Origin of the sequence: Rhizobium sp. NZLR1b (genome assembly GCF_019685155.1) — a bacterium.
GTDB lineage: Bacteria > Pseudomonadota > Alphaproteobacteria > Rhizobiales > Rhizobiaceae > Rhizobium.
The window spans coordinates 379,593-403,380 of the sequence record NZ_JABDWC010000003.1; the positions used below are offsets into that span (position 1 = coordinate 379,593).

Consider the following 23,788-nt stretch of genomic DNA (forward strand, 5'->3'; position numbering starts at 1 on the left):
AGAAAAAACCTATCGATCCACGAGATAGCTTTATTGATTGCCGGCGGCTTCCCTGAGATGTTGCTTGCGGAATAGCGTTCGGCTGGGGGAGCGCGCCCATTCCGCAACGAGCTAGAGCAATTCCAGCAAAAGTGTGAAGCGGTTTTGCGTTCGGAATTGCGTAAAAACAAAGAGATAGAGCATTTTCGTGATTCGAAGAAAAACGGAAATGCTCTAGCCGCTGGGAGAGCTACCTTATGACCATTCATATCGCCGAAGGCGATATCACAACGCGCACCCGTTCCATCATCGCCGATCTTCGCTTTCTCGAAGGGCCGCTGCTTCCCATTCTGCATGAGGTTCAGGCAGAATTCGGCTATGTGCCGCAGGAAGCCCTGCCTGTGATTGCCGAGGAGTTGAACCTCTCCCGGGCTGAAGTGCATGGCGTGGTGACATTCTATCACGATTATCGCGACCATCCGGCCGGCCGCCATGTGCTGAAGCTCTGTCGCGCGGAAGCGTGCCAGTCGATGGGCGGCGATGCGCTGGCCGAACGCGTCAAGATGCTGCTCGGCATCGATTTTCACCAGACGACGCCCGACGGCAGCGTGACGCTGGAACCGGTCTACTGTCTCGGGCTCTGCGCCTGCGCGCCGTCGGCGATGCTCGACGGCGAGGTCTATGGCCGGATCGACGATCAGCTGGCAATGGAACTCGTTGCGGAGGCACGCCGATGACAATCAGGATTTATGTTCCGCGCGATGCCGCAGCGCTGGCGCTCGGGGCCGAAAAGGTGGCAAAGGCGATTGCCCAGGAGATCGTCGCCCGCGGCCTCGATGCCGAGATCGTGCGCAACGGCTCGCGCGGAATGTTCTGGCTGGAGCCGCTTGTTGAAGTCGAGGTTGCCGGTGAGCGCATCGGCTACGGACCGGTGAAGGCGAGGGATGTGCCTGCTCTGTTCGATGCCGGGATCGTCAATGGCGGCGATCACCCGCTCTGTCTCGGGGAGGTTGAAGACCTCCCGTTCCTGAAACAGCAGACCCGCCTGACCTTTGCCCGTTGCGGCATCATCGATCCGCTGTCGCTTGCCGATTATGAGGCGCATGGCGGCCTTGCCGGCCTTCGCCGCGCCGTTTCGATGACATCAGCCGATGTCGTCAAGGAAGTCACCGATTCCGGCCTGCGCGGGCGCGGCGGCGCCGGCTTTCCCACAGGCATCAAGTGGAAGACCGTTCTCGATGCCGCCGGCGAGCGCAAATATATCGTCTGCAACGCCGACGAGGGCGACAGCGGCACCTTTGCCGACCGGATGATCATGGAGGGCGATCCCTTCGTGCTGATCGAGGGCATGGCGATAGCAGGACTTGCCACCGGAGCCACGAAGGGCTTCGTCTACACGCGTTCGGAATATCCGCACGCGATCACCGTAATGACCGAGGCCGTCGGCATCGCGCGGCAGGCGGGCATACTCGGACTATCGGTGCTCGGCTCGGGCCGCGCCTTCGATATCGAGGTGCGCACCGGTGCGGGCGCCTATGTCTGCGGCGAGGAAACGGCGCTGCTGAACAGCCTCGAAGGCAAGCGTGGCGTCGTGCGCGCCAAGCCGCCGCTGCCGGCGCATAAGGGGTTGTTCGACTGTCCGACCGTCATCAACAATGTGATCTCGCTCGCCTCCGTGCCGGTGATCATGGAGAAGGGCGCCGCCTTTTATCGCGATTTCGGCATGGGCCGCTCGCGCGGCACCATTCCGCTGCAGATCGCCGGCAATGTCCGATATGGCGGTCTCTACGAAACGGCCTTCGGTCTTTCGCTTGGCGATATCGTCGACAAGATCGGCGGCGGCACGGCGACGGGACGGCCGGTCAAGGCGGTGCAGGTCGGCGGGCCGCTCGGGGCTTATTTCCCGCGGGCACTGTTCGACACGCCGTTCGATTACGAAGCCTTTGCCGCCAAGGACGGACTGATCGGCCATGCCGGCCTCGTCGTCTTCGACGACACGGCCGACATGCTGAAGCAGGCGCGTTTCGCCATGGAATTCTGCGCCGTCGAAAGCTGCGGCAAGTGCACGCCCTGCCGCATCGGCTCGACGCGTGGCGTCGAGACGGCCGACAAGATCGCCCATGGCATCGAGCCGGAGAAGAACCGGGCGCTGCTGGCCGATCTCTGCAACACGATGAAATTCGGCTCTCTCTGCGCGCTTGGCGGTTTCACCCCCTATCCCGTCATCAGCGCCATGACGCATTTCCCGGAGGATTTTTCCCCGGCGCCGATGGTGGAGGCGGCTGAGTGATGACCTTCCAAGCTACAGCCGCATGCCCTGACTTGCTCAATTCCATTTCCGTACAGGAGGCCGACCATGTCTCTCATCCATGAAATCGACTACGGCACTCCCGCTTCGAAATCCGAAACCATGGTGACGCTCACCATTGATGGGCAGCAGATCAGCGTGCCGGAAGGCACTTCGATCATGCGCGCCTCGATGGAGGCCGGCATCCAGGTGCCGAAGCTCTGCGCCACCGATATGGTCGACGCCTTCGGCTCCTGCCGGCTCTGTCTCGTCGAGATCGAGGGCCGCAACGGTACGCCTGCCTCCTGCACGACGCCGGTGGCGGCAAACATGGTGGTGCAGACGCAGACGGGGCGGTTGAAGGATATCCGACGCGGCGTGATGGAGCTGTATATCTCCGACCATCCGCTCGACTGTCTCACCTGCGCTGCCAATGGCGATTGCCAATTGCAGGACATGGCGGGTGCCGTCGGCCTGCGCGACGTACGCTACGGTTATGAGGGCGACAACCACGTCAAAGCGCGCAACAACGGTGATATCAATCTGCAATGGATGCCGAAGGACGAGTCCAATCCCTATTTCACCTATGACCCCTCCAAGTGCATCGTCTGTTCGCTCTGCGTGCGCGCCTGCGAGGAAGTGCAGGGCACCTTTGCACTGACGATCGAGGGGCGTGGTTTCGGCTCCCGCGTTTCATCGGGTGCACACGAAAGCTTCATCGATTCCGAATGCGTCTCCTGCGGGGCCTGCGTCCAGGCCTGCCCGACGGCGACGCTGACGGAGAAGTCGGTCATCGAGATCGGCCAGCCCGAGCATTCGGCCGTCACCACCTGCGCCTATTGCGGCGTCGGCTGCTCCTTCAAGGCGGAAATGCGCGGCGAGGAACTGGTGCGCATGGTGCCCTGGAAGGACGGCCAGGCCAATCGCGGCCATTCCTGCGTCAAAGGCCGCTTCGCTTACGGCTATTCCACCCACAAGGATCGCATCCTCAATCCGATGATCCGCGAAAAGATCAGCGATCCCTGGCGGGAGGTAAGCTGGGACGAGGCCTTCGCGCATGTGGCGTCAGAATTCCGCCGCATCCAGTATCAATACGGCCGCGAGGCGATCGGCGGCATCACCTCCTCACGCTGCACCAATGAGGAAACCTATCTGGTGCAGAAGCTGGTTCGCGCCGGTTTCGGCAACAATAATGTCGATACCTGCGCCCGCGTCTGCCATTCGCCGACCGGCTACGGTCTCGGCCAGACATTCGGCACGTCGGCCGGCACGCAGGATTTCGACAGCGTCGAACAGTCCGATGTCGTCGTCATCATCGGCGCCAATCCGACCGACGGCCATCCGGTGTTCGGCTCGCGGCTGAAGAAGCGGTTGCGCCAGGGCGCCAAGCTCATCGTCATCGATCCGCGCCGCACCGATATCGTCCGCTCGCCGCATGTCGAAGCCTCCTACCACCTGCCGCTGAAGCCCGGCACCAATGTCGCGGTCATGACGGCGCTGGCGCATGTGATCGTCACCGAAGGTCTCTATGACGAGACGTTCATCCGCGAGCGCTGCGACTGGTCGGAATTCGAGGACTGGGCCGCCTTCGTCGCCGAGCCTGCGCACAGCCCCGAGCAGACCGAGATCTTCACCGGCGTGCCGGCGGCGGATCTGCGCGGTGCGGCAAGGCTCTATGCCAAGGGCGGCAACGGCGCGATCTACTACGGTCTCGGCGTCACCGAACACAGCCAGGGCTCGACCACGGTCATCGCCATCGCCAATCTGGCGATGGCGACCGGCAATATTGGCCGTCCCGGCGTCGGCGTGAACCCGCTGCGCGGCCAGAACAACGTGCAGGGCTCGTGCGACATGGGTTCCTTCCCGCACGAGCTGCCGGGCTACCGGCACGTTTCCGACGATGCGACGCGCGATATCTTCGAAAAGCTCTGGGGCGTGAAGCTCAACAATGAGCCGGGCCTGCGCATTCCGAACATGCTGGATGCGGCAGTCGACGGCTCCTTCAAGGGCCTCTATGTCCAGGGCGAGGACATTCTCCAGTCCGATCCCGATACCAAACATGTCGCGGCCGGGCTTGCGGCGATGGAATGCGTCGTCGTGCAGGACCTGTTTCTCAACGAGACCGCCAACTATGCCCATGTCTTCCTGCCAGGCTCGACCTTCCTCGAGAAGGACGGCACCTTCACCAATGCCGAGCGCCGCATCAACCGCGTGCGCAAGGTGATGTCGCCGCGCAACGGCTATGGCGACTGGGAGGTGACGCAGAAACTTGCCCAGGCGATGGGGCTCGACTGGAATTACAGCCATCCGTCGGAGATCATGGACGAGATCGCTGCGACGACGCCCAGTTTCGCGCTGGTCTCCTACGACTATCTCGATAAGTTGGGTTCGGTGCAGTGGCCCTGCGACGAAAAGCACCCGCTCGGCTCGCCGATCATGCATGTCAACGGCTTCGTGCGTGGCAAGGGCAAGTTCATCCGCACCGAGTATGTCGCGACCGACGAGCGCACCGGCCCGCGCTTCCCGCTGCTGCTCACCACTGGCCGCATCCTCAGCCAGTACAATGTCGGGGCGCAGACGCGGCGGACCGAAAATGTTGTCTGGCACGCCGAAGACCGGCTGGAGATCCATCCGCACGATGCCGAGCAGCGTGGCATTCGTGACGGCGACTGGGTAAAGCTCGGCAGCCGCTCCGGCGACACCACGCTGAGATCCCTGATTACCGATCGTGTTGCGCCGGGTGTCGTCTATACGACCTTCCATCATCCCAATACGCAGGCGAACGTCATCACCACCGATTTCTCCGACTGGGCGACCAATTGCCCGGAATACAAGGTGACGGCGGTGCAGGTGTCGCCCTCCAACGGGCCGAGCGAGTGGCAGCGCGAATATGACGAGCAGGCGCGGCAATCGCGCCGCGTCGCCGGCAAGCTCGAGGCCGCGGAGTGACGATGCGGGGGTGGTTTGGCAAGGAGAGATTTGCATCATGACCTTCCAGACCACCGCCCGTGCTCCCGAAACCGTCCGCCGCAAGGGCCTCATGCACTCCGGCTCTCGCATCGTGCCGGAAGAAGTGCCGATCGCCTTTTCCTATGGCGGCAGTTCGCATGCGGTGATGATGGCGACGCCCGCCGATCTTAAAGATTTTGCCGTCGGATTCAGCCTGACCGAAGGGATCATTACCGGACCGGCGGAGATATCGGGCGTCGAGGTCGTCGAGGGTGAGCAGGGGATCGATGTGCAGGTGAGCCTTGTCGACGACGTCGCCGATCGGCTGCGGCTACGCCGCCGCAGCATGGCGGGACCGGTCGGCTGCGGGCTCTGTGGCATCGAATCGATCGAGCAGGCGGTACGGCCGGTGCCGGATGTCTCGGCATCGCCCTTGCCGCTGTCGCATGCCGATATCGTGCGGGCCGTTTCGCTCCTGAATGAAGCGCAGCCGCTGCATCTTGAGACGCGGGCGGTGCATGGCGCCGGCTTCTATCTTCCCGGCCAGGGACTGGTTGCGGTGCGCGAAGATGTCGGCCGGCACAATGCGCTGGACAAGCTCTGCGGCGCCGTCATCGGCGCCGGCGAAAGTGGCGGGCACGGCGCCGTCGTCGTCACCAGCCGGCTCTCCGTCGAGATGGTGCAGAAGGCGGCGATCCTTGGCAGTCCCGTGCTGATCGCCATTTCAGCGCCGACGGCCCTTGCCATCCGCACGGCCGAAGCGGCCGGCATGACGCTCGTCGCGCTGGTGCGCGGCGAGGATTTCGAGATTTTCACCCACCCGCACCGCATCTCGCCCGGAAGCATTGCCGATGTCGCATGATACCAAGACCAAGCTCGTTTACATGGCAAACCAGATCGCCACTTTTTTCAAGAGCCAGCCGGCAAGCGAGGCCGTCGAGGGCGTCGCCACCCATATCAACAAATTCTGGGAGCCGCGCATGCGGCGGCAATTGTTCGAAATCCTGGAAACCCAGGAGAATGGCCTGGATGCACTGGTGCTTCAGGCCGCTCCCTTGATCCGGAAGCCCGAGCCGGACGCAAACCAGGCCCGGTAGTATTGATCGGCTCATGGACGGGGGCAAGCTGCGCGTCGCATCGGCCTCCTGCGACGCTCTTTACCGCGTATGCTGCGTAGTACGATCAAAGTGCCGCCGTGCGGCGGCACCGTATAATGGCGATGTGCCGGAAGACTGACATCAAAACTCTTCCCAGCTCTGTGCGCTTGCAGTAGTAGCGCCGTGCGCCTTTGCGACACGCGAAACCAGATGCAGCGCCGGCGAGCCTGCCTGTCTTGCGTCTAGCCTGCCGGCAGTCTGCTGGGCCGGGGTCCGGGTCTGACCGGGCAGGCGGAACCTTGCCAGCAGGACCCGCAGCATTTCGGCTTCCTTTGCCAGGTTATGGCTGGCGGCGGTGCTTTCCTCGACCATGGCGGCGTTCTGCTGGGTTGCCTGGTCTAGCGTATTGACCGCCTGGTTGATTTCCTTAAGGCCGGTTGCCTGTTCCTTTGAGGCTTCGACGATGGCGACGACGTTGCCGTTGATATCGCCGACCTGTGTGACGATCTGCTCGAGCGCCTTGCCGGTCTGGCCGACGAGGCCGACGCCGTTCTTGACGAGATCGCTCGACGTATTGATCAGCGCCTTGATCTCCTTGGCGGCTTTGGCAGAGCGCTGGGCGAGCTCGCGGACCTCCTGGGCCACCACGGCGAAGCCCTTGCCGGCCTCGCCGGCGCGGGCTGCCTCGACGCCGGCATTCAGCGCCAGGAGGTTGGTCTGGAAGGCGATATCGTCGATGACGCCGATGATGTTGGTGATTTCGCGCGAGGACTGCTCGATCTGGTCCATGGCGGCGACGGCGTTGCGGACCACGACGCCCGACTGCTCGGCGCCCTGCTTGGTCACGGCGACGAGGCGGCCCGCCTCATCGGCGCGGCGGCTGGAATCGTTGACGGTGGTGGTGATCTCCTCCAGCGCGGCTGCGGTCTCTTCGATCGATGCGGCCTGCTGTTCCGTCCGCTTGGAGAAAGAATCCGCCGATCCGCCGATCTCGCTCGAGCCGGCGGCGATCGCACTGGCATTCTCGCCGATCGTCTTCATCGTCTCGGCAAGACCTCTGACCGCGGTATTGAAATCCTGGCGCAATTGCTCCATCGAGGGGACGAAGGGTGTGTCCACCGTCCTCGTCAGATCGCCTTCGGAAAGCTGACGCAGCGCGCCGGCGAGCAGGGATATCGCGCTCATCCGCTGGGTGACGTCGGTTGCGAACTTCACCACCTTGTAGACCTTGCCGTCGGCATCGACGATCGGGTTATAGGCGGCCTGAATCCAGATTTCGCGGCCACCCTTGCCGAAACGGACGAATTCGTTGGCGATGAATTCGCCATTGGCGAGACGTCGCCAGAAGCTGCTGTAATCCTCGGTGCGGGTATATGCCGGGTCGCAGAAGATGCTGTGATGTTTGCCGGTGATTTCGGCCAGGGAATATCCCATGGCCTGACAGAAATTTTCATTGGCGGTCAGGATTTCGCCCTTCGGGGTGAATTCGATCACCGCCTGCGAGCGCGAGATCGCTTCGAGCTTGCCGGAATCTTCGACCGCCTGCTTCTTCGCGGCGGTGATATCGGCGGCAAACTTCACCACCTTGTATGGCTTTCCGCCCTTTGAAACAGGGTTATAGGAAGCCTGGATCCATATCTCCCTGTTGCCCTTGGCGAGCCGCTTATAAGCGCCGGCGTCATATTCGCCGCGTCCAAGCCGCGCCCAGAAGGCGCGATATTCGGGCGTCGCTGTATAGGCCGGCTCGCAAAACATGCTGTGATGCTTGCCGACGATCTCGTTCAGACGGTAACCAAGCGCGTTGCAGAAATTCTCATTCGCCGTGAGAATATTTCCCTTGAGATCGAATTCGATGATCGCCTGCGATTTGGAGATGGCGTCAAGAATGTATTTCGAATCGGAGGTAAGACCAAACATTCCTGTCCCTTTGAGATGCACAGCTTTTGCTGTTTCGGCCGGAGAAGCGAGGGGGCGGACAAGGTATGCGGAGCCGGGACGAACCGGTAGTCGGTTATCACTCCCACTGCGCCGGAGACTTATCATCCGTATGCATCACCATGCTGAGGGAGCGTGGTTAAAATTGCGTATAAAAGATATTGCTAATAATATGATGCGACGCTGACACAGCCAATCTGCTCGGGGCGGCAATAAAAAACCGCCCGAAGTGGGCGGTTTTCAATAGTTGAATAGTTTGAGCGGATCACGCGGCCAGTTCGTCTGTTTCGTTTTCCTTGAACATCTTGGCAAGGTTCAGGAAGCAGATCATGCCGTTTTCCGAAGCGATGATGCCTTCACAATAGGCGCGGTCGAAGGACGCGGTCACCTCAGGTACCGGCTGGACCTGGCTGGACGAGATAGTGAGAATATCCGAGACGCGGTCGACGAGCATGCCGATGACCATGCTGTGAACTTCGGCGACGACAATGGCGCTACGCTCGTTGGCAACGGTGCTCTTCATGCCGAGCTTGTAAGCGAGGTCGATGATCGGGATCACCGAGCCGCGCAGGTTCATGACGCCGATGACATCGGCCGGCGCATGCGGGATCGGCGTCGACGGCGCCCAGCCACGGATTTCGCGGATGGTCGTGGTCTTGACGCAGAATTCCTGATCATGCAGGCGGAAGGCAATGATCTCGAGCGTATCGCCGCTGAAGCTAGTGGAATTGATCGTGGCCATAGAATTCTTCCCAACTGTCGTAAGCCAGGGCAGAAGCAGGCGCGCCACCATTGGCACGGACCAGCTTTGCCTTCACACCACGCGATGACTTTGCTTTGTGCGAAGCATCGTTACGGTTATTGACGACATTAACGGAAGAGTGTTGCCCAAATCTAAATTGGCAGACCAGATTGCAAAGGTTTTCTGCCTCGGGTGGAAGCCGGCGCCTGCAAATGCGTGACCGGCGCCGAACAACTCGACGATCCGGCTCAGGTGATCGTCTTTTCAATCTGCGAGACCGCCCAATCCACCTGCTCCCTTGATATGATCAAGGGCGGGGCGAGGCGGATCGTATGGTCGTGGGTATCCTTGGCGAGAAGGCCGCGCTCCTTCAGCGCATGGCAATATTGCCGTGCGCCGCCGGCTTCGGGTTCCAGCTCGACGGCCATCATCAGGCCGCGGCCGCGCACGTCCCTGACGATGTTCGAACGGATCGACTTGAGGCCTTCGAGGAAATAGTCGCCCATATCAGCGGCGTTCTCGATCATGCCCTCTTCCGTCAGTACCTTCAGGGCGGTGCGCGCCACCGCGCAGGCGAGCGGATTGCCGCCGAAGGTCGAGCCGTGCTGCCCGGGCTTGAGCACACCCAGAACCTCGGAATTGGAAAGCACGGCCGAGACGGGATAGAAGCCGCCGGACAGCGCCTTGCCGATCAGCGTCACATCGGCCTCGATGCCTTCGTGTTCCTCGGCCAGCAGCTTGCCGGTGCGGCCGAGGCCGGTCTGAATCTCGTCGAGAATGAGGGTGACGTTGTTTGCCGTGCAGAGCTCGCGGATGCGGGTGAAATAGCCGGCCGGCGGGATGACGACGCCGGCTTCCCCCTGGATCGGCTCGATCAGGGCGGCCACCGTATTGCCGTTGATTGCGGCGGCGAAAGCCTCGGCATCGCCGAAGGGAATGATGCGGAAACCGGCGGTGTAGGGGCCGAAGCCGGTGCGGGCGTCGGGGTCCGTGGAGAAGCTGATGATGCTCAGCGTCCGGCCATGGAAATTATCGGCGCAGACGATGATCTCCGCCTTGCCTTCCGGTACGCCCTTGACCTCGTATCCCCATTTGCGAACCGCCTTGATGGCAGTTTCCACCGCCTCGGCGCCGGAATTCATCGGCAGGATCTTGTGCGAGCCGGTGAGGGCCGCGAGTTCTTCGTAGAGATAGGCGAGCTGATCGTTGCGGAAGGCGCGGGAGGTGAGTGTCAGCCTGCCCGCCTGCTCGACCATGGCGGCGAGGATCTTCGGATGGCAATGGCCCTGGTTGACGGCGGAGTAGGCCGAGAGGCAATCGAGATAACGATTGCCGTCGGTATCCCAGACATGAACACCTTCACCGCGCGTCAGCACCACGTCGAGCGGCTTGTAGTTGTTGGCGCCGAGCCGCTGTTCGGTGGCGATCAGTTTTTCCGAGGTGTTCATGGTTCTTCCCCTTTTTATGCAGCGCGTGTCGGGCGATCGAAGATGCGGCGGCCGAAGAGGCTTGCCGTCAGCTCCACCAGAATGCGGGCGCTCTTGCCGCGATCGTCGAGAAACGGATTGAGTTCAACGAGATCGAGCGACGAAACGAGGCCGCTGTCCGAAAGCATTTCCATCACCAGATGCGCCTCGCGAAAGGTCGCGCCGCCAGGCACTGTCGTGCCGACGCCGGGGGCGATTTCGGGGTCGAGGAAATCGAGGTCGAGGCTGACATGCAGCAGGCCGTTCGCCTTGGCGATGACACTGACGATCTCTCGCATGATGGCGCCGATGCCCTGCTCGTCGATGGCGCGCATATCAAAAACGTTGACGCCATGTTCGTGGATCTCCTCGCGTTCGCGCGCATCGACCGAACGGATGCCGACCTGGAAGACATTCTTCGGGTCAACGAACGGGCGATCCTTCGGCAGGATCTGGGCAAACTCCGCCTCGCCGCAGAAGAAGGCGACGGGCATGCCGTGAATATTACCGGAGGGCGAGGTGGCCGGGGAATTGAAATCGGTGTGGGCATCGAGCCAAAGCACGAAGAGCGGCCGGCCTTTGCTGGCGGCGTAACGGGCCATGCCGGAGACAGTGCCCATGGAAAGGCTATGGTCGCCGCCGAGGATCAGCGGAAAACGGCCGGAGGCGGCCACGTCGTGGACGCTGCTTTCGAGAGCCCGCGTGAAGGCGCCGACGATCCTAAGATTATGGGCTTTCGGATGGTTCGGCAGATCCATCGCCGGCACGATCCTGAGATCGCCGCTGTCGGCGACGTCATGGCCAAGCTCGATCAATGTCTGGTCGACGCCGGCAATGCGCAGGGCCGCAGGCCCCATGGCAGCGCCCCTGCGGCCGGAGCCTTCTTCCAGCGGCGCGCCGATGAGGGTGACAGATTGCGATTGGGCATTCATCTAAGGGGCTCCGTGTTGAGGCCTGTTTGAGGCGATAGTGGGTTAAACGGCTGGCGGCAAAAAGATGGAAAAATGTCAGAAATGGAGTATGATTGCGCATATTGATAAACCACTTTTGACAAAGTGATTAGCGTGGATGATCTCGATACTGAGCTTCTGAGTGCACTTCGCCACAATGCCCGGATTTCCGTCTCCTCGCTTGCGGCGATGACTGGCGCATCGCGGGCAACGGTTGCCGCCCGGATCGACCGGCTGGTCGCCGGCGGCACCATCGTCGGCTTCACCATCCGCACCGGTCACGAGACCCGGTCCGCCGGGGTGCGCGCCATCGTCATGATCGAGGTGCTCGGCAAGCTCGCCGACAGGGTGGCCGATCAGTTGAGGGGGGTGCCGCAAGTGCGCGCGCTTCACAGCACCAACGGCAAATGGGATTTCGTCGCCGAACTCGAGGATCGCGACCTTGCCTCATTCGACGAGACGCTGCGCCGCATCCGGCTGATCAATGGCATCAACTCAACCGAGACCAACATCCTTCTCAAGACGAGCAAGACGGGTTTCTAAGCCGGCTCAATATTCCCGTTCGTAGACGATGCCCGCTTCTCCCGCACCATTGCCGCCGGCAGCGCCGCGCAGTTTGACGCCGCGGCCGACATCGAGGTTGATTATCGCCTTGGCGCCGGCCGAGCCGCCCTGCTGCAATTCGAAATAGGTGCGGTCGTTGAGATAGCGGCCGACGCTGACGCTGGTCTGGCCCTTGGAATCGGTGCTGATGTCGAGATCGTCGACGCCGAGCTGGTTGCGCAGGCCTTCGAAAAGCGAGTTGGAGCGGTTGCCAGCCAGCTGGCTGACGGCGTCGGCGAGCTGGGCGATCTGCACCGGCGAGAGCTTTGACATCGACTGGCCAAAGATCAGCTGCGCCAGCACCTCGTCCTGCGGCAGCTGTGGCGAGGAGGAAAAGGTGATCGCGGGGTCGGTGGCAAGGCCAGCCACGTCGACGGTCAGCGTCGTCGAGCCGGAAGCGGAGGTTGCTTCCATATCGAGCGCCGGCGTCAAGTTGCCGGCAAAGGTGATCCGGCTCTTGTCGGTGAAATCCAGGCGGCGGTTGAGAATGGTCAAGCGACCGCGGCGCATGGTGAAGCCGCCGGTCACGATCGGCGCTGCCGCCGTTCCGCGGATCGTCACACCGCCGCCGAGCTCGGCATCGATGCCGCGGCCGCGCACGAAAATATGCGAGGGCGCGTCGATTTCGAGATCGAGGGTGATCGTCGAGGATTTTTCGCCGGGTTTCCGCTCGCCGTCGTCGCGCAGCTGCGCAAGCACCGCCCGCGGCGCATTCTTATGCCGGATATCGATTTCACTGAGCGAGGTCGGCAATTTTTCTGGGATGGTGATCGAGGTCTTGTCCAGACGAAGCTTGCCGCTCAGCGTCGAATTCATCATCGGCCCGCGCAGGGCGATCGTGCCGTTAACCGTGGAGACGACGAGCGTTCCGTCGACATAGACCGCCTTGTCGAGTTTGATCGAAATGTCGGCGGGAAAGCCACCGGCCGGCTGGATGCCGATGGTGCCGCTTGCCGAAATCGTGCCGCCGCCGCCAACGTTGCCGCTGAGGCGCGAGATCACGGCCTGGCTGCCGTTGAAGCTCACGGTTGCCGCCAGATTGTTGACGGCGAGATTGCGCCGGACGTCGACGAGCTTTGCGCCTGATGTCGAGACGGTGCCGTTGATGACGGGTGCGGCCGCCGTTCCGCCAACCTGCAGATTGACGGTGGCGACGCCGTCGGCGACGAGGCCCTGTTGCGCCAGCGGCGCGCCGAGCACGGCGAAAGGAAGATTGCCGTTGAAGCGCATGTCGATGGCGCGATTGCCTGTGATCACAACACTGCCGCCACCCTTCAGCGACATGCCGGCGTCGCCGGCAAGGCTGGTGTCGACCGTCAGCTTGTTTCCGGCAAGTTTGCCGGATGCACCGATGGTGAATGGCGAAAGGCCGGCGCCTTTTGTCTGGCTCGTCGCGGCGTTCTTCCAGTCGACCTTGAAATCGACTGAGGGCGCCGATAGCGCGCCGGTGGCCTTGACCGTCGCCGAGACCGCGCCCTCGGCTGCAAGGCCCGGAACAAAGCCGTTGGCAATGGCAGCCGGAAGATCGGCAGCGTTGGCCGTGACGTCGATCGACTGGATCGTCGTGCCTGCAATGGCGAGATTGCCGGCGGCCTTAAGCGCAATGCCGCCGCTGCCGTTGAGGGCGGCATCGAAATCGAGCCGGTCACCGGCGTATTTTCCCGTTGCCGTCAGCGCCAGGCGGGAAAGGCCGGCAGCCTTGGTGTGGCTGGTCGCGGCATCCTTCCAGTCGAGCTTGAAATCAACGATCGGATTTGCCGGCGTTCCCGACGTGACGGCGCTCGCCGAAAGCGTGCCATCGGCGCCGAGACCTGGAACGAATGCATTGGCGATATTGGCTGGCAGCGCCGGAATATCGGCATTGATCGAAAGATCCCGGATCGCTGTTCCCGCGATCGTGACACCGCCTGTCGCCTTGGCCAACACCCCGTCTTTGCCGGCGAGGTTGGCATCGAAGTCGACCCTGTCATTGGCGTATTTTCCGGATGCCGCGGCACTCAGGCCGGAAAGGCCGCTGCTTCTGGTCTGAGCGGTTGCGGCGTTCTTCCAGTCGAGCCTGAAATCGACGGCGGGTTTGGGCAGCGCGCCGGAGGCGGATGCCGTTCCGGACACCGTTCCCTCAGCGGCGAGACCGGGGACGAAGTCGTTGGCAAGGGCTGCCGGCAGGTTGGCAAGGTCGGCCTTGACGTCGAGGTTGCGGATCGACGTGCCCGACATGGCGACATTGCCGGTGGCTTTCAGCGAGAGGCCATCCTTGCCGCCGAGATCGGCATCGAAATCGAGCTTGTCGTCGGCAAAGTGTCCCGATGCGGTCAGCGCCAGGCCGGAGAGATGAGCGCTCTTCGTCTGCCGGGTTGCGGCATCGGTCCAGTCGAGCTTGAAGTCGGCATTCGGTGCTGCAGGAGTCCCGGCGGCGGATATCGTGCCTGAGATCGTGCCGCCTGCTTCGAGATCCGGAACGAAGGCGTTGGCGAGAGCGGCCGGAACCTTGGCGATCGCGGCGTCGAGCTTGAGGCTGTCGATCGCCGTGCCGGCAAGCGCGACATTGCCTGCGGCCTTCAGCGACAGGCCATTATCGCCGCTAACTGCCGTATCGAAATCCAGCTTGTTTTCGGCGAATTTTCCCGATGCGGTCACGTCGAGGCTGGCAAGGCCGGCGTGTTTCGTGTGGCTGGTCGCGGCGTTTTTCCAATTGAGGTCGAAATCGGCGGCCGGAGCGGAAAGGGATCCGGTGGCCGAGACCGTTCCGGTAATGGCGCCTTCCGCTGCAAGATCGGCGACGAAGCCGTTGGCGATGCCGGCCGGGACATTGGCCAGTGCGGCGTCGACGTTGACGTTACCGATCGTCGTGCCTGTGATGGCGACATTGCCGTTTGCCCTGAGCGAGAGGCTGTCGGCGCCGCTTGCTGCCGCGTTGAAATCCAGCTTGTTGTCGGCGAATTTTCCGGATGCGGTGACGCCAAGGGCCGCAATGCCGGCACGCTTGGTGTGGCTCGTTGCAGCACCTTTCCAATCAAGGTCGAAATTGGCGGTCGGGGCGGCAAGCGAACCTGCGGCCGAGAGCTTTCCCGAGATCATGCCTTCGGCGGCGAGATCGGCGACGAAGCTATTGGCGATCGCTGCCGGGACATTCGCCAGCGCGGCATCGAGCTTGACGTTGCCGATCGTCGTGCCTGTCATGGCGAGATTGCCGGTTGCGTTTACCGACAGCTTGTCGGCGCCTGATATCGCCGCGTCGAAGTCGAGTTTGTTGTCGGCGAATTTTCCTGAAGCCTTCATCGCGAGATCGGCAAGACCGGCGCGTTTCGACTGGCTGGTCGCAGCATCTTTCCAATCGAGATCGAAATTGGCGGTCGGCGCATTGAGGAGGCCGGCGGCCGAGACCTTTCCGGTAATCGTGCCTTCGGCGGCCAGATCGGGAACGAAACCATTGGCGATGCGGGCCGGCAGATTGACGATATCGGCGTCGACGTCCAGGACCGGCGCCTTCGGGTCGGCGAGTGCGACATTGCCGGCGGCCTTCAGCGAAAGGCCGTCATCTCCCGCGACTGCGGTGTCGAAACCGAGTTTGTTGTCGGCGAATTTTCCGCCGGCGGTGATGCCGAGCGGCCCGATCCCGGCCCCCTTGGTCTGGCCGGTCGTCGCATCCTTCCAGTCGAGCTTGAAGTCGGCAACAGGTGCGGCCGGCGTTCCCGTCACTGCAATCGTTCCGGAAATCGTGCCGCCGGCCGAAAGGTTCGGCACGAAACCGTTGGCAAGCGCTGCCGGCAGTTCGTGGATGTCGGCATCAAGCTTCAGCGTCTCGCCGGCCGAACCGGTGACGCTCACCGAGCCGGTGCCGGTCTTCAGCGTCAGCCCGTTCAGATTGGCGGTGCCGCCGACGATTGCGACCTGTGTCGGTGCCGCGAGTTCGACCGGGATATTGCGCGGGCTGGCCGAGAAGCGATCGAGGTTTACGCCGATCGTGCCGCCTGCCGCCTCGATATTGCCGGCCGCCAGCACCGGATTGCCGTCATAGGCGGCATTGAGATCGAAATCGGTATGGTTCTGCTGCTTGGTAAAGCCGAGCGAAAGGCCGGCAAGCCTGTTCGACCCGGCATTCACCTCGTCGGCCTTGACCGTGCCGTTTACCGCAAGGGCGCTGAGATCGCTGACCGTGACGTCGATATCCGGCTTGACGATAGCAAGCGTATCGCGGCGGATCGAGGCGCCGGTCGCCAGCAGCTTGAGCGCGATCTTGCCACTGTTGCTCGTGACGCCGAGCGAACCCTTGAGGTCGCCGTCGGCCTTCTGTCCGCCGAGTGCGGCGAGCAGGCCGATATTGGGGAAATCGAAGGTCAGTGCGCCTGTCGGCTCCAGGGAGGGCGAGAATTCGACATTGCCGGTCAGCCGGTTGCCGCCGATATCGGCGGTCAGCGCCGGAAGGATAATGCTGCCGTCCTGCGAACTGATGTCGCCGTTGATGCCGATCGGCTGGCCGTCGATCGTGCCGGTGGCGGCGATCCTGCCCTGCGGCGCCTTGGGATCGGCGACACCCGACAGGTCGATATTGAGATTGCCGAGCGTGCGGTCGGCCATATGCAGGCTGGCGGCCTTGAGATTGGCCGTCACGGAGATTGTGGGAAGCTCACCGCCAACTCTCAACGCATAAGCCGCTCCACCGATGGCGCCGGGGATCAGCTTGCCGACGTCAGGCAGCCGGCCGGAGAGATCGGCATTCAACATCGAGCCGTCGAGCACCACGCTGCCGGCGGCCTCAAGCGTGCCGGACTTGAGCACGAGGTTGGACAACACGAATTTCGACGGGATGGTGCCGACGACCTGGCTTTCGAGCGAGATCGGTCCGTCGAACCTGGCCGTCACCGCAGCCGGCAGGGCTGTCGGTGCGATGGTGAGCTTGGCGTTGCCGGTCAGCACTTGGTCCGTCAGCCGATAGGAGCCGTTGAGGCTGCCGTTGATATTGGCGCTTTCGACGGTGGTGCCGTTGAAGCCGATGCTGCCGGGCGTTATCTGCAGAGGCGAGGCGATCGTGACCGGGCCCTGGACGGCGCGATTGAGGTTCGGCTCTGCAAAGGTCGCGTCGCCGGCAACGAGGCGCAGCTGGATGCTGCCGGAACGGGCGGCGAGATTGAAGGCGTCGCTTTTTGCCGTCAGCTTGACATTGCCGATATCGGCCTGAGGCAAGGTTGCGGTATCGAGCGAGCCGCTGACATTCAACCGGGCCGCCTGCGCATCGCCGGTCAGGCCCAGGTTGAGGCCCGATATCAGGAAACGCGCTTCGCCTTCGGCGAGCGGCCAGCGGAAATCGACAGGCCCCGACGTGCCGAGCAGATTGGCGTTCAGGCTGTTGTTGCCGGCCGGATCGAGGGTGCCTGAGGCGGCGATGACGACGCTGCCGGTGGCGATATTGCCGGTCTGGATATCGATCTTGCCGTGGTTGTCGAAGGTGGTGGCAAGATCGATATTGGTCTGGCCGGCAAAAAGCGGCCGGAAAGCCGAGGGAAGCAGCGAGCTCAGGTCGCCGCCGCCCTTGAGGTCGAGATGGTGCAGTCCGTCTGCGCTGATCTGATGCCGGCCTTCGATTGCGGCGCGCTGCTGTCCGTCGAGGGCCGCCTGCAATTTGCCTTTCCAGTCGGATATCGGTCCTTGGCCGTCGAGATCGATGTTGACGGCAGGATCATCAGGCAGGCCAAGAAAGCCCGCCAGCAGCCCACCCTTAGGTTCAGACAGCTGCGCCTTCAGCCGCAGCCGGTTTTCGGCTGGCGCATAGGCGATGTCGGCGGCGAGCCGCGCATCCGGGACGTCATGACGGCTGACATTGACGACCGCCTCGCCGCCATCGCCGTTCGCTGAAAGACTGCCTTCGGCAGCAAGCGCAAAAGCGCGCCCGGCAAAGGGTGCGGCCAGTTTGATGTCGGGCAGCGCGACGCGGTCGATGTCGACCTTGATCGGGAGGCTGAAACCGCCGGCATTTTCTGCTCCGGGCCGCGAGGGCAGGGTGCGCACCGGCTCGCGCAGCACGTCGATCGTTTCGATTTCGAAACGTTTGGCATGGAAGGTTCCAGTCAGCAGCGCCAGCGGATTCCAGTCGATCGCGATGCCATGAATTTCCGCAAACACGCCTCTGGTGTCGGAGATCGAGATCTCTGCGGCGCGAAGCCCGCCGGTCAAAAGGCCTTGCGGTTCACGCACGGTAATCGTCATGTCCCGGTTGGAAAGCGTGGAGGCTATCTTTTCGGTGACGATGCGGGCGCCAAAGGCGGTGAAGCCGAAGATCGCAAGTGCCATGACGGCAAGAATCAAGAACGCGCCCACGCCATAGGCGGTGAGCCGTAGGATCCAGTTGACGATTTTTGCCAGCGTTTGCATCGGCGCGGACACTACCCCGTTTTCATGATGGCTCACAAATCGGAATCGGCAATTCTAGAGCATGATGCCGAAAAGTGTGAGCGGTTTTCGGACGACATCATGCTCTAACTCTTTAATGTAGAACAGGATTCAGATTTTGGGCCGACCGGGCCTAAAATCATCCTGTTCTAGAAGGATTGGCCGATGCCGGCGTAGATTCCATAATCTGTGCCATCTTCGTACTTGTTCAACGGCATGGCAAAATCAAGCCGCAGCGGGCCGAAAGGCGTCGCATATCGTATCCCGGCGCCGGCGCCGGCGCGGATATCGGAAAAGCCGGGAAAGGTGCTGTCCGATACCGTGCCGACATCGATGAAAGGCACGATGCCGATCGTATCGGTGATCTTGATGCGGGCCTCCAGCGAACCGGTCACATAGGAGCGGCCGCCGGTCGGATCGCCATTGTCGTTATAGGGCGAGATTTCCTGATAGCTGTATCCGCGCACCGAGCCGCCGCCGCCGGCAAAGAAGCGCTGCGTGGCGGGAATGTTCTCGATGCCGCCGCCGCCGATCAGGACACCGGCGGCGACCTTGCCGGCCAGCACCACGCCGTCCTCGGCGCCGAACGGCAGATAGCCGGAGATCGAGCCCTGGAATGCCGCATAGGGCGTGGCGTTGAAGATCTCGTAACCGGGCTTAGCCGAAAATGTCGCGCGATAGCCCTCGGTCGGGTTGAACTTGTCGTCGCGTGCGTCGCGGTCATATTGCAGCGGCAGGGTGAAGGTCAGATAGTCGTTGGTGCCGAAGGCGTCGTCGTCGCGTTCCCAGCTGACCTCGCCGCTCGCCGAGATCGTGTCCCGGTCGGTCAGCTCGTAAGACAGGCCGAGCGAGGCGGTGACGAGCGTTGCATTATAGGCATCCGGATTTTCGGTCTTGGCAACGATGCCGGCCTTCAGCGTCGCGGCCGGGAAGAAAGCGCCGGGCTTGGTGAAAAGGATACCGGCGGAATAGTCGAGGTTGCCGACATCCGTGGTTTCGCCAAGCCGCGAGACCGAGCCCTCGATCCGCAGCGTTTCGGCTTCGCCGAACAGATTGCGGTGGCCCCAATAGCCCTGAACGCCGAAGCCGTCGGTGGTCGAATATTGGGCGCCGACGCCGAAATAGCGCCGCTTGCCTTCGGAGACCTCGATCGTCATCGGCAAGGTGCCATCCGGCGCCAGCGCATCGGCTTCATGAATGGTGACGCTTGAAAAGACGCCGAGGGCGCGAAGCCGCTCGCCGGCTTTCTTCAGCGTCTCCGGGGAATAGGCTTCGCCCTTGTCGAGCCGGGAATAACGCTGGATGAAACCTGGCTTGACGGTCTTCTCGCCGGTGATGCCGACATCGCCGATCGGGGCGACCGGGCCACCTTCGGCCGCAAGCACGATATCGACGGTATCGCTGTTGTGATCGGCGACGACCTTGCGTTCGGTCAGCTTGGCAAACGGCCGGCCCTCGCTCTTCAACTGCTCGACGATCTTGTCGCCGGCCTTGATGATGGCAAGCGAGCCGGCCTGAGCGCCCGGAGCCAGATCGTAATCGGCGGGATTGTGGTTTGCGGCATCGCCGCCGAACTGCACCTCCCTGACCTTGAAGATCGGGCCGGGCGCAATGTCGACGGTGACCGGGACCGGCGCGGACCGGTCGAATGTCGGGTTGGGCGGCAGGTCGTCGATATTCTTGCCGTCGATGGTGATCGTCACCACGCCGCCATAACGGGCTTTTTCATACAGGGTGGCGATCAGCCGCTCACGGTCGTCGCGGGCCTTGACGACGACGCCGAGATCGCCCGAAACCGGCTGCTTCTGGTCACCGACAAGACGGGAACTGTTTTCCAGCGCTTCTTTCAGGTCGGGATCGGCGGTATCGGCCTTCAGGTCGACATGGTAGCGCACCGGATCGGGCACCTGTTGACCTTCGTCTTCGTCCTTGCCGAAGATGGTGATGCCGAAAAGCTTGAAGGCGTAAGCGTCGCCGATCAGGACCGGTGAGAACGCAGCTGCCGCTGCGACCACCATCATGGTGCCTGTTCGCCGATACGCAGTACCTGTTTTCGGGCTTGTCCCTCTAATCCGCATACGCCGCTTTTGGTTACGTCTACAATGAAGCTTCGTTGCCCAGCCGTGAACAGCTTAGCGACAAAAACGCGCGGGGTGTACCATTTTAAATTGCCCGCGCTCTAATTTAGTACAAAAAATCCCGGAGGTGTGTCCGGGATTTCCTGAATGTGACGGTTTGTAAGGGGTTCTCAGCGCGGGCAGCTATCAATGTAGCGGCGGCCGTAGCGGTCGCGATAGTAGCACTGGCCGGGCTGTTCGGCGACGCTGCCGATCAGCGCGCCGGATACGCCGCCGATAGCGGCGCCGACCGCAGCGCCACGAACATTGCCGGTGACTACACCGCCGATGACGGCGCCTGAGGCAGCGCCGATGCCGGCGCCCTGTTGGGTCGGCGTGCAGCTTGCGATCGACAGTCCGACCAATGCGAGTATGACAGCTTTCTTCATCTTTTTTTCTCCGAGGTTGTTGCCCAACGGGCAAAGGTCGTCCCTTTTATTTTTCTCAGGCTAGACCGAAAACTATGTCGGAAGAAAGGGTTGTCCACCGGCGCGCCGATTTTTTTGCGATACCGGCCGTCGCCGTGCTTGCGGCGATCGGCAAACTCTGCCGGGTCTGCCGGATCAATTTCATTGATCGCCACATGCAGATTTTTTATCTGGAATCATTCAAAAAACTGGGCCATTTGCCGCAGTTGATGGTAAAGCAAAGGGTAAGCATTGACGCGCGGACGTCCGGTCGGCAAGAACGGCCGCGCGATACTGGAGCATAAGATGGATTTCGAAGCGTTTTTCAAAAACGAGCTAGACGGGCTGCATGCCGAGGGCCGCTACCGCGTTTTTGCCGATCTCGAGCGCCACCGCGGTAATTTCCCGCGAGCGACGCGCCATACGGCCGATGGCGAAAAAGAAGTCACGGTCTGGTGCTCCAACGATTATCTCGGCATGGGCCAGAACCCGAAGGTGATCGAGGCGATGAAAAGCGCCATCGACCACTGTGGCGCGGGTGCGGGAGGCACCCGGAATATTTCTGGCACCACCCACTATCACGTCATGCTCGAACGTGAACTTGCCGATCTGCACGCCAAGGAATCGGCACTGATCTTCACCTCGGGCTATGTGTCCAACTGGGCGGCACTCGGCACGCTCGGCGCCAAAATTCCCGGCCTGATCATCTTCTCCGACGCGCTGAACCATGCCTCGATGATCGAGGGCATCCGTCATGCCAAGTGCGACAAGGTGATCTGGAAGCACAATGACGTCGCCGATCTCGAAGCCAGGCTTAAGGCCGCCGATCCGAAGGCGCCGAAGCTGATTGCCTTCGAAAGCGTCTATTCGATGGATGGCGATATCGCCCCGATCAAGGAAATCTGCGACCTCGCCGACAAATACGGCGCGATGACCTATCTCGACGAAGTGCATGCGGTCGGCATGTACGGCCCGCGCGGCGGCGGCATAGCCGAGCGCGAGGGGCTGATGGACCGGCTGACGGTGATCGAGGGCACGCTCGGCAAGGCTTTCGGGGTGATGGGCGGCTATATCGCCGCGTCGGCAGCCCTTTGCGATTTCATCCGCTCGTTTGCCTCGGGCTTCATCTTCACCACGGCGCTGCCGCCGGCGCTTGCCGCCGGTGCGGTCGCCTCGATCCAGCACCTGAAGGTCAGCCAGTTCGAGCGCGCCCGCCATCAGGACCGGGTCCGCAAGCTCAGGGCGCTGCTCGATCAGCGCGGCATTCCGCATGTGCCCAATCCGAGCCATATCGTGCCGGTGCTGGTCGGCGATGCGGCCAAGTGCAAGTGGATCTCCGACCTGTTGCTCGACAATTGCGGCGTCTATGTCCAGCCGATCAACTATCCCACCGTGCCGAAGAAGACCGAGCGGCTACGCATCACCCCGACGCCGCTGCATTCCGACGCCGATATCGCCCATCTGGTCGAGGCGCTGCATTCGCTCTGGTCGCGCTGCGCGCTGGCAAGGCACGTCGCCTGATTTTTCGATGATCGCTCCGTCATAGTTCAGGACCTCCCATTGGAGGTCCTGACTGCGATCGTCCTGTTTCCGCAAGGGCGCCCCTGCAACTTCCCTGCGCCCGCCTGGAATTTCACTCGCGCTGCTTAGGTCTCAAGACCACGATATATCACCATCGGTTCGATCGATGCGCTCGGATCCTCCTTTGCGTTTGCACTTATCCGCGCACGGTCTTTCCCTGATCCGGATCTCCCGGTTTGCGTGAGAAAACCTTTTCTCACTTGACACAGCAGTTGGTAAAAGCTTTTCTCAAGCCACTTCAGAAGGAGGAAACTCTGAACATAGCGGGAGGAAAAAGAGGCAGGATCACAATCCATGAGGTGGCCTCGGCTGCCGGGGTGAGCATTTCGACGGCGTCGAAGGCGCTCAATGACACCGGCCGGATGGGCGCGGAAACGCGCGAGCGGGTGAAGCGGATCGCCGGCGAAATCGGCTATCGGCCGAATGCGCTGGCGAGAGGGCTTCTCAGCAAACGCAGCTTCACTATCGGGCTCTTGACCAACGACACCTACGGCCGTTTCACCCTGCCTGTGATGGCGGGTATTTCGGACGCTCTGGTCGATCATGGGGTTTCGGTTTTCCTCTGCGCCATCGAGGACGATCCGGCGCTCGCCCAGATCCATGTCGATGCGATGCTCGACAAGCAGGTCGATGGCATCATCGCCACGGGAAAGCGGCTGGACAGGCGTCTGCCTGTCGATCTGTCGAACTTGCATGTGCCTGTCGTCTACGCCTTCACCGAGGGGACGCAGAACAGCGTTACCTTCCGTTCGGACGACGAACAGGGCGCGAGACTGGCGGTGGAATGGCTGGCCAAGGTCGGGCGGCGGCGGATTGCGCATATCACCGGGCCGGAAGAGTTCTTTTCGGTGCGCGAGCGGGCCGGCGCCTACCATGCGGTGGCAGGCCACCGCGAGCCGGTGCTCTACGGCGTCTGGTCGGAAAGCTGGGGCCATGAGGCGGTGGAGCAGCTTTGGCAGAGGCCGGGAGAAAAGCCCGACGCACTGTTCTGCGGCAATGACCAGATTGCCCGTGGTGCCGCCGATGCGCTGCGCGAGCGCGGCGTCAAGGTGCCGCAGGATGTCTCGGTGATCGGCTTCGACAATTGGGAGATTGTCGCGGCCCAGACCCGGCCGCCGCTGACGACGGTGGATATGGAGTTGAAGGAGCTCGGGCGGCAGGCCGGATTGACGGTGTTGGCGCTTGCGGAAGGACGGCCGGTCGAGCCGGGCGTGCGGAAATTGCCGTGCCGGCTGATCGTCCGGCAGTCATGCGGGGGTAAGACCTCGAGGGAATGAGCAAAGGCGCA

The 23,788-nt window shown here is 62.3% G+C and carries 16 protein-coding genes; 8 read left to right on the top strand and 8 right to left on the bottom strand.

Going from position 1 to position 23,788, the window contains the following annotated elements; translation table 11 throughout:
- Nucleotides 1–236 precede the first annotated feature (236 nt).
- The 5 genes from HJB84_RS06310 to HJB84_RS06330 all read left to right on the top strand — a co-directional run bounded on the left by HJB84_RS06310 (nt 237) and on the right by HJB84_RS06330 (nt 6,312).
- Entirely contained in the window at nt 237–716 is a 480-nt protein-coding gene (locus HJB84_RS06310; RefSeq protein WP_221115510.1) for a formate dehydrogenase subunit gamma, read from the top strand.
- Nucleotides 713–2,269 (top strand): NADH-quinone oxidoreductase subunit NuoF, encoded by a 1,557-nt coding sequence (locus tag HJB84_RS06315; protein ID WP_221115511.1) that lies wholly within the window; start codon nt 713–715, stop codon nt 2,267–2,269. The genes HJB84_RS06310 and HJB84_RS06315 overlap by 4 nt, the downstream gene beginning before the upstream one ends.
- A gap of 66 nt (nt 2,270–2,335) precedes the next feature.
- A complete protein-coding gene (gene fdhF / locus HJB84_RS06320; protein WP_221115512.1) occupies nt 2,336–5,215 on the top strand; it encodes a formate dehydrogenase subunit alpha in 2,880 nt (959 codons plus the stop codon).
- 37 nt (nt 5,216–5,252) lie between these two features.
- Nucleotides 5,253–6,077, top strand: coding sequence for a formate dehydrogenase accessory sulfurtransferase FdhD (gene fdhD / locus HJB84_RS06325; RefSeq protein ID WP_221115513.1), 825 nt, complete (start codon nt 5,253–5,255; stop codon nt 6,075–6,077).
- The gene (locus HJB84_RS06330) at nt 6,067–6,312 is read left to right on the top strand and encodes a formate dehydrogenase subunit delta (protein WP_207582052.1); all 246 of its coding nucleotides are present in this window, start codon (nt 6,067–6,069) and stop codon (nt 6,310–6,312) included. Before fdhD ends, HJB84_RS06330 begins: the two co-directional genes overlap by 11 nt.
- A gap of 141 nt (nt 6,313–6,453) precedes the next feature.
- Here the strand turns inward: HJB84_RS06330 and HJB84_RS06335 are convergent, their stop codons facing one another.
- From HJB84_RS06335 to rocF, 4 genes are all read right to left on the bottom strand, one after another.
- Entirely contained in the window at nt 6,454–8,229 is a 1,776-nt protein-coding gene (locus HJB84_RS06335; protein ID WP_221115514.1) for a PAS domain-containing methyl-accepting chemotaxis protein, read from the bottom strand.
- A 283-nt stretch (nt 8,230–8,512) separates the two neighbouring features.
- Nucleotides 8,513–8,989 (bottom strand): chemotaxis protein CheW, encoded by a 477-nt coding sequence (locus HJB84_RS06340; RefSeq protein WP_007632607.1) that lies wholly within the window; start codon nt 8,987–8,989, stop codon nt 8,513–8,515.
- 248 nt (nt 8,990–9,237) lie between these two features.
- Nucleotides 9,238–10,437 (bottom strand): ornithine--oxo-acid transaminase, encoded by a 1,200-nt coding sequence (rocD, locus tag HJB84_RS06345; RefSeq protein ID WP_207582050.1) that lies wholly within the window; start codon nt 10,435–10,437, stop codon nt 9,238–9,240.
- Nucleotides 10,438–10,451: 14 nt separating this feature from the next.
- Nucleotides 10,452–11,387, bottom strand: coding sequence for an arginase (gene rocF, locus HJB84_RS06350; RefSeq protein WP_221115515.1), 936 nt, complete (start codon nt 11,385–11,387; stop codon nt 10,452–10,454).
- 123 nt (nt 11,388–11,510) lie between these two features.
- Between rocF and HJB84_RS06355 the strand changes: the two genes are divergently transcribed.
- On the top strand, nt 11,511–11,948 hold the full coding sequence (locus HJB84_RS06355) for an Lrp/AsnC family transcriptional regulator (RefSeq protein ID WP_207582048.1): 438 nt from the start codon (nt 11,511–11,513) through the stop codon (nt 11,946–11,948).
- A gap of 6 nt (nt 11,949–11,954) precedes the next feature.
- Here HJB84_RS06355 and HJB84_RS06360 read toward each other — a convergent pair whose 3' ends face one another.
- The 4 genes from HJB84_RS06360 to HJB84_RS06375 all read right to left on the bottom strand — a co-directional run bounded on the left by HJB84_RS06360 (nt 11,955) and on the right by HJB84_RS06375 (nt 21,095).
- The gene (locus HJB84_RS06360; protein WP_221115550.1) at nt 11,955–18,377 is read right to left on the bottom strand and encodes a translocation/assembly module TamB domain-containing protein; all 6,423 of its coding nucleotides are present in this window, start codon (nt 18,375–18,377) and stop codon (nt 11,955–11,957) included.
- Between the two features lie 167 nt (nt 18,378–18,544).
- A complete protein-coding gene (locus HJB84_RS06365; RefSeq protein ID WP_207582047.1) occupies nt 18,545–20,473 on the bottom strand; it encodes an autotransporter assembly complex family protein in 1,929 nt (642 codons plus the stop codon).
- A 170-nt stretch (nt 20,474–20,643) separates the two neighbouring features.
- Nucleotides 20,644–20,901, bottom strand: a complete 258-nt coding sequence (locus tag HJB84_RS06370; RefSeq protein WP_007632613.1) for a YMGG-like glycine zipper-containing protein — start codon at nt 20,899–20,901, stop codon at nt 20,644–20,646.
- On the bottom strand, nt 20,898–21,095 hold the full coding sequence (locus tag HJB84_RS06375; RefSeq protein WP_207582046.1) for a hypothetical protein: 198 nt from the start codon (nt 21,093–21,095) through the stop codon (nt 20,898–20,900). Before HJB84_RS06375 ends, HJB84_RS06370 begins: the two co-directional genes overlap by 4 nt.
- A gap of 130 nt (nt 21,096–21,225) precedes the next feature.
- On the opposite strand from HJB84_RS06375, the gene hemA reads away from it, so the two are divergent.
- Together hemA and HJB84_RS06385 are read left to right on the top strand one after the other, a co-directional pair.
- Entirely contained in the window at nt 21,226–22,440 is a 1,215-nt protein-coding gene (hemA, locus tag HJB84_RS06380) for a 5-aminolevulinate synthase (protein ID WP_207584391.1), read from the top strand.
- 359 nt (nt 22,441–22,799) lie between these two features.
- Nucleotides 22,800–23,777, top strand: coding sequence for a LacI family DNA-binding transcriptional regulator (locus tag HJB84_RS06385; RefSeq protein ID WP_207584390.1), 978 nt, complete (start codon nt 22,800–22,802; stop codon nt 23,775–23,777).
- The last annotated feature ends 11 nt before the right edge of the window (nt 23,778–23,788 follow it).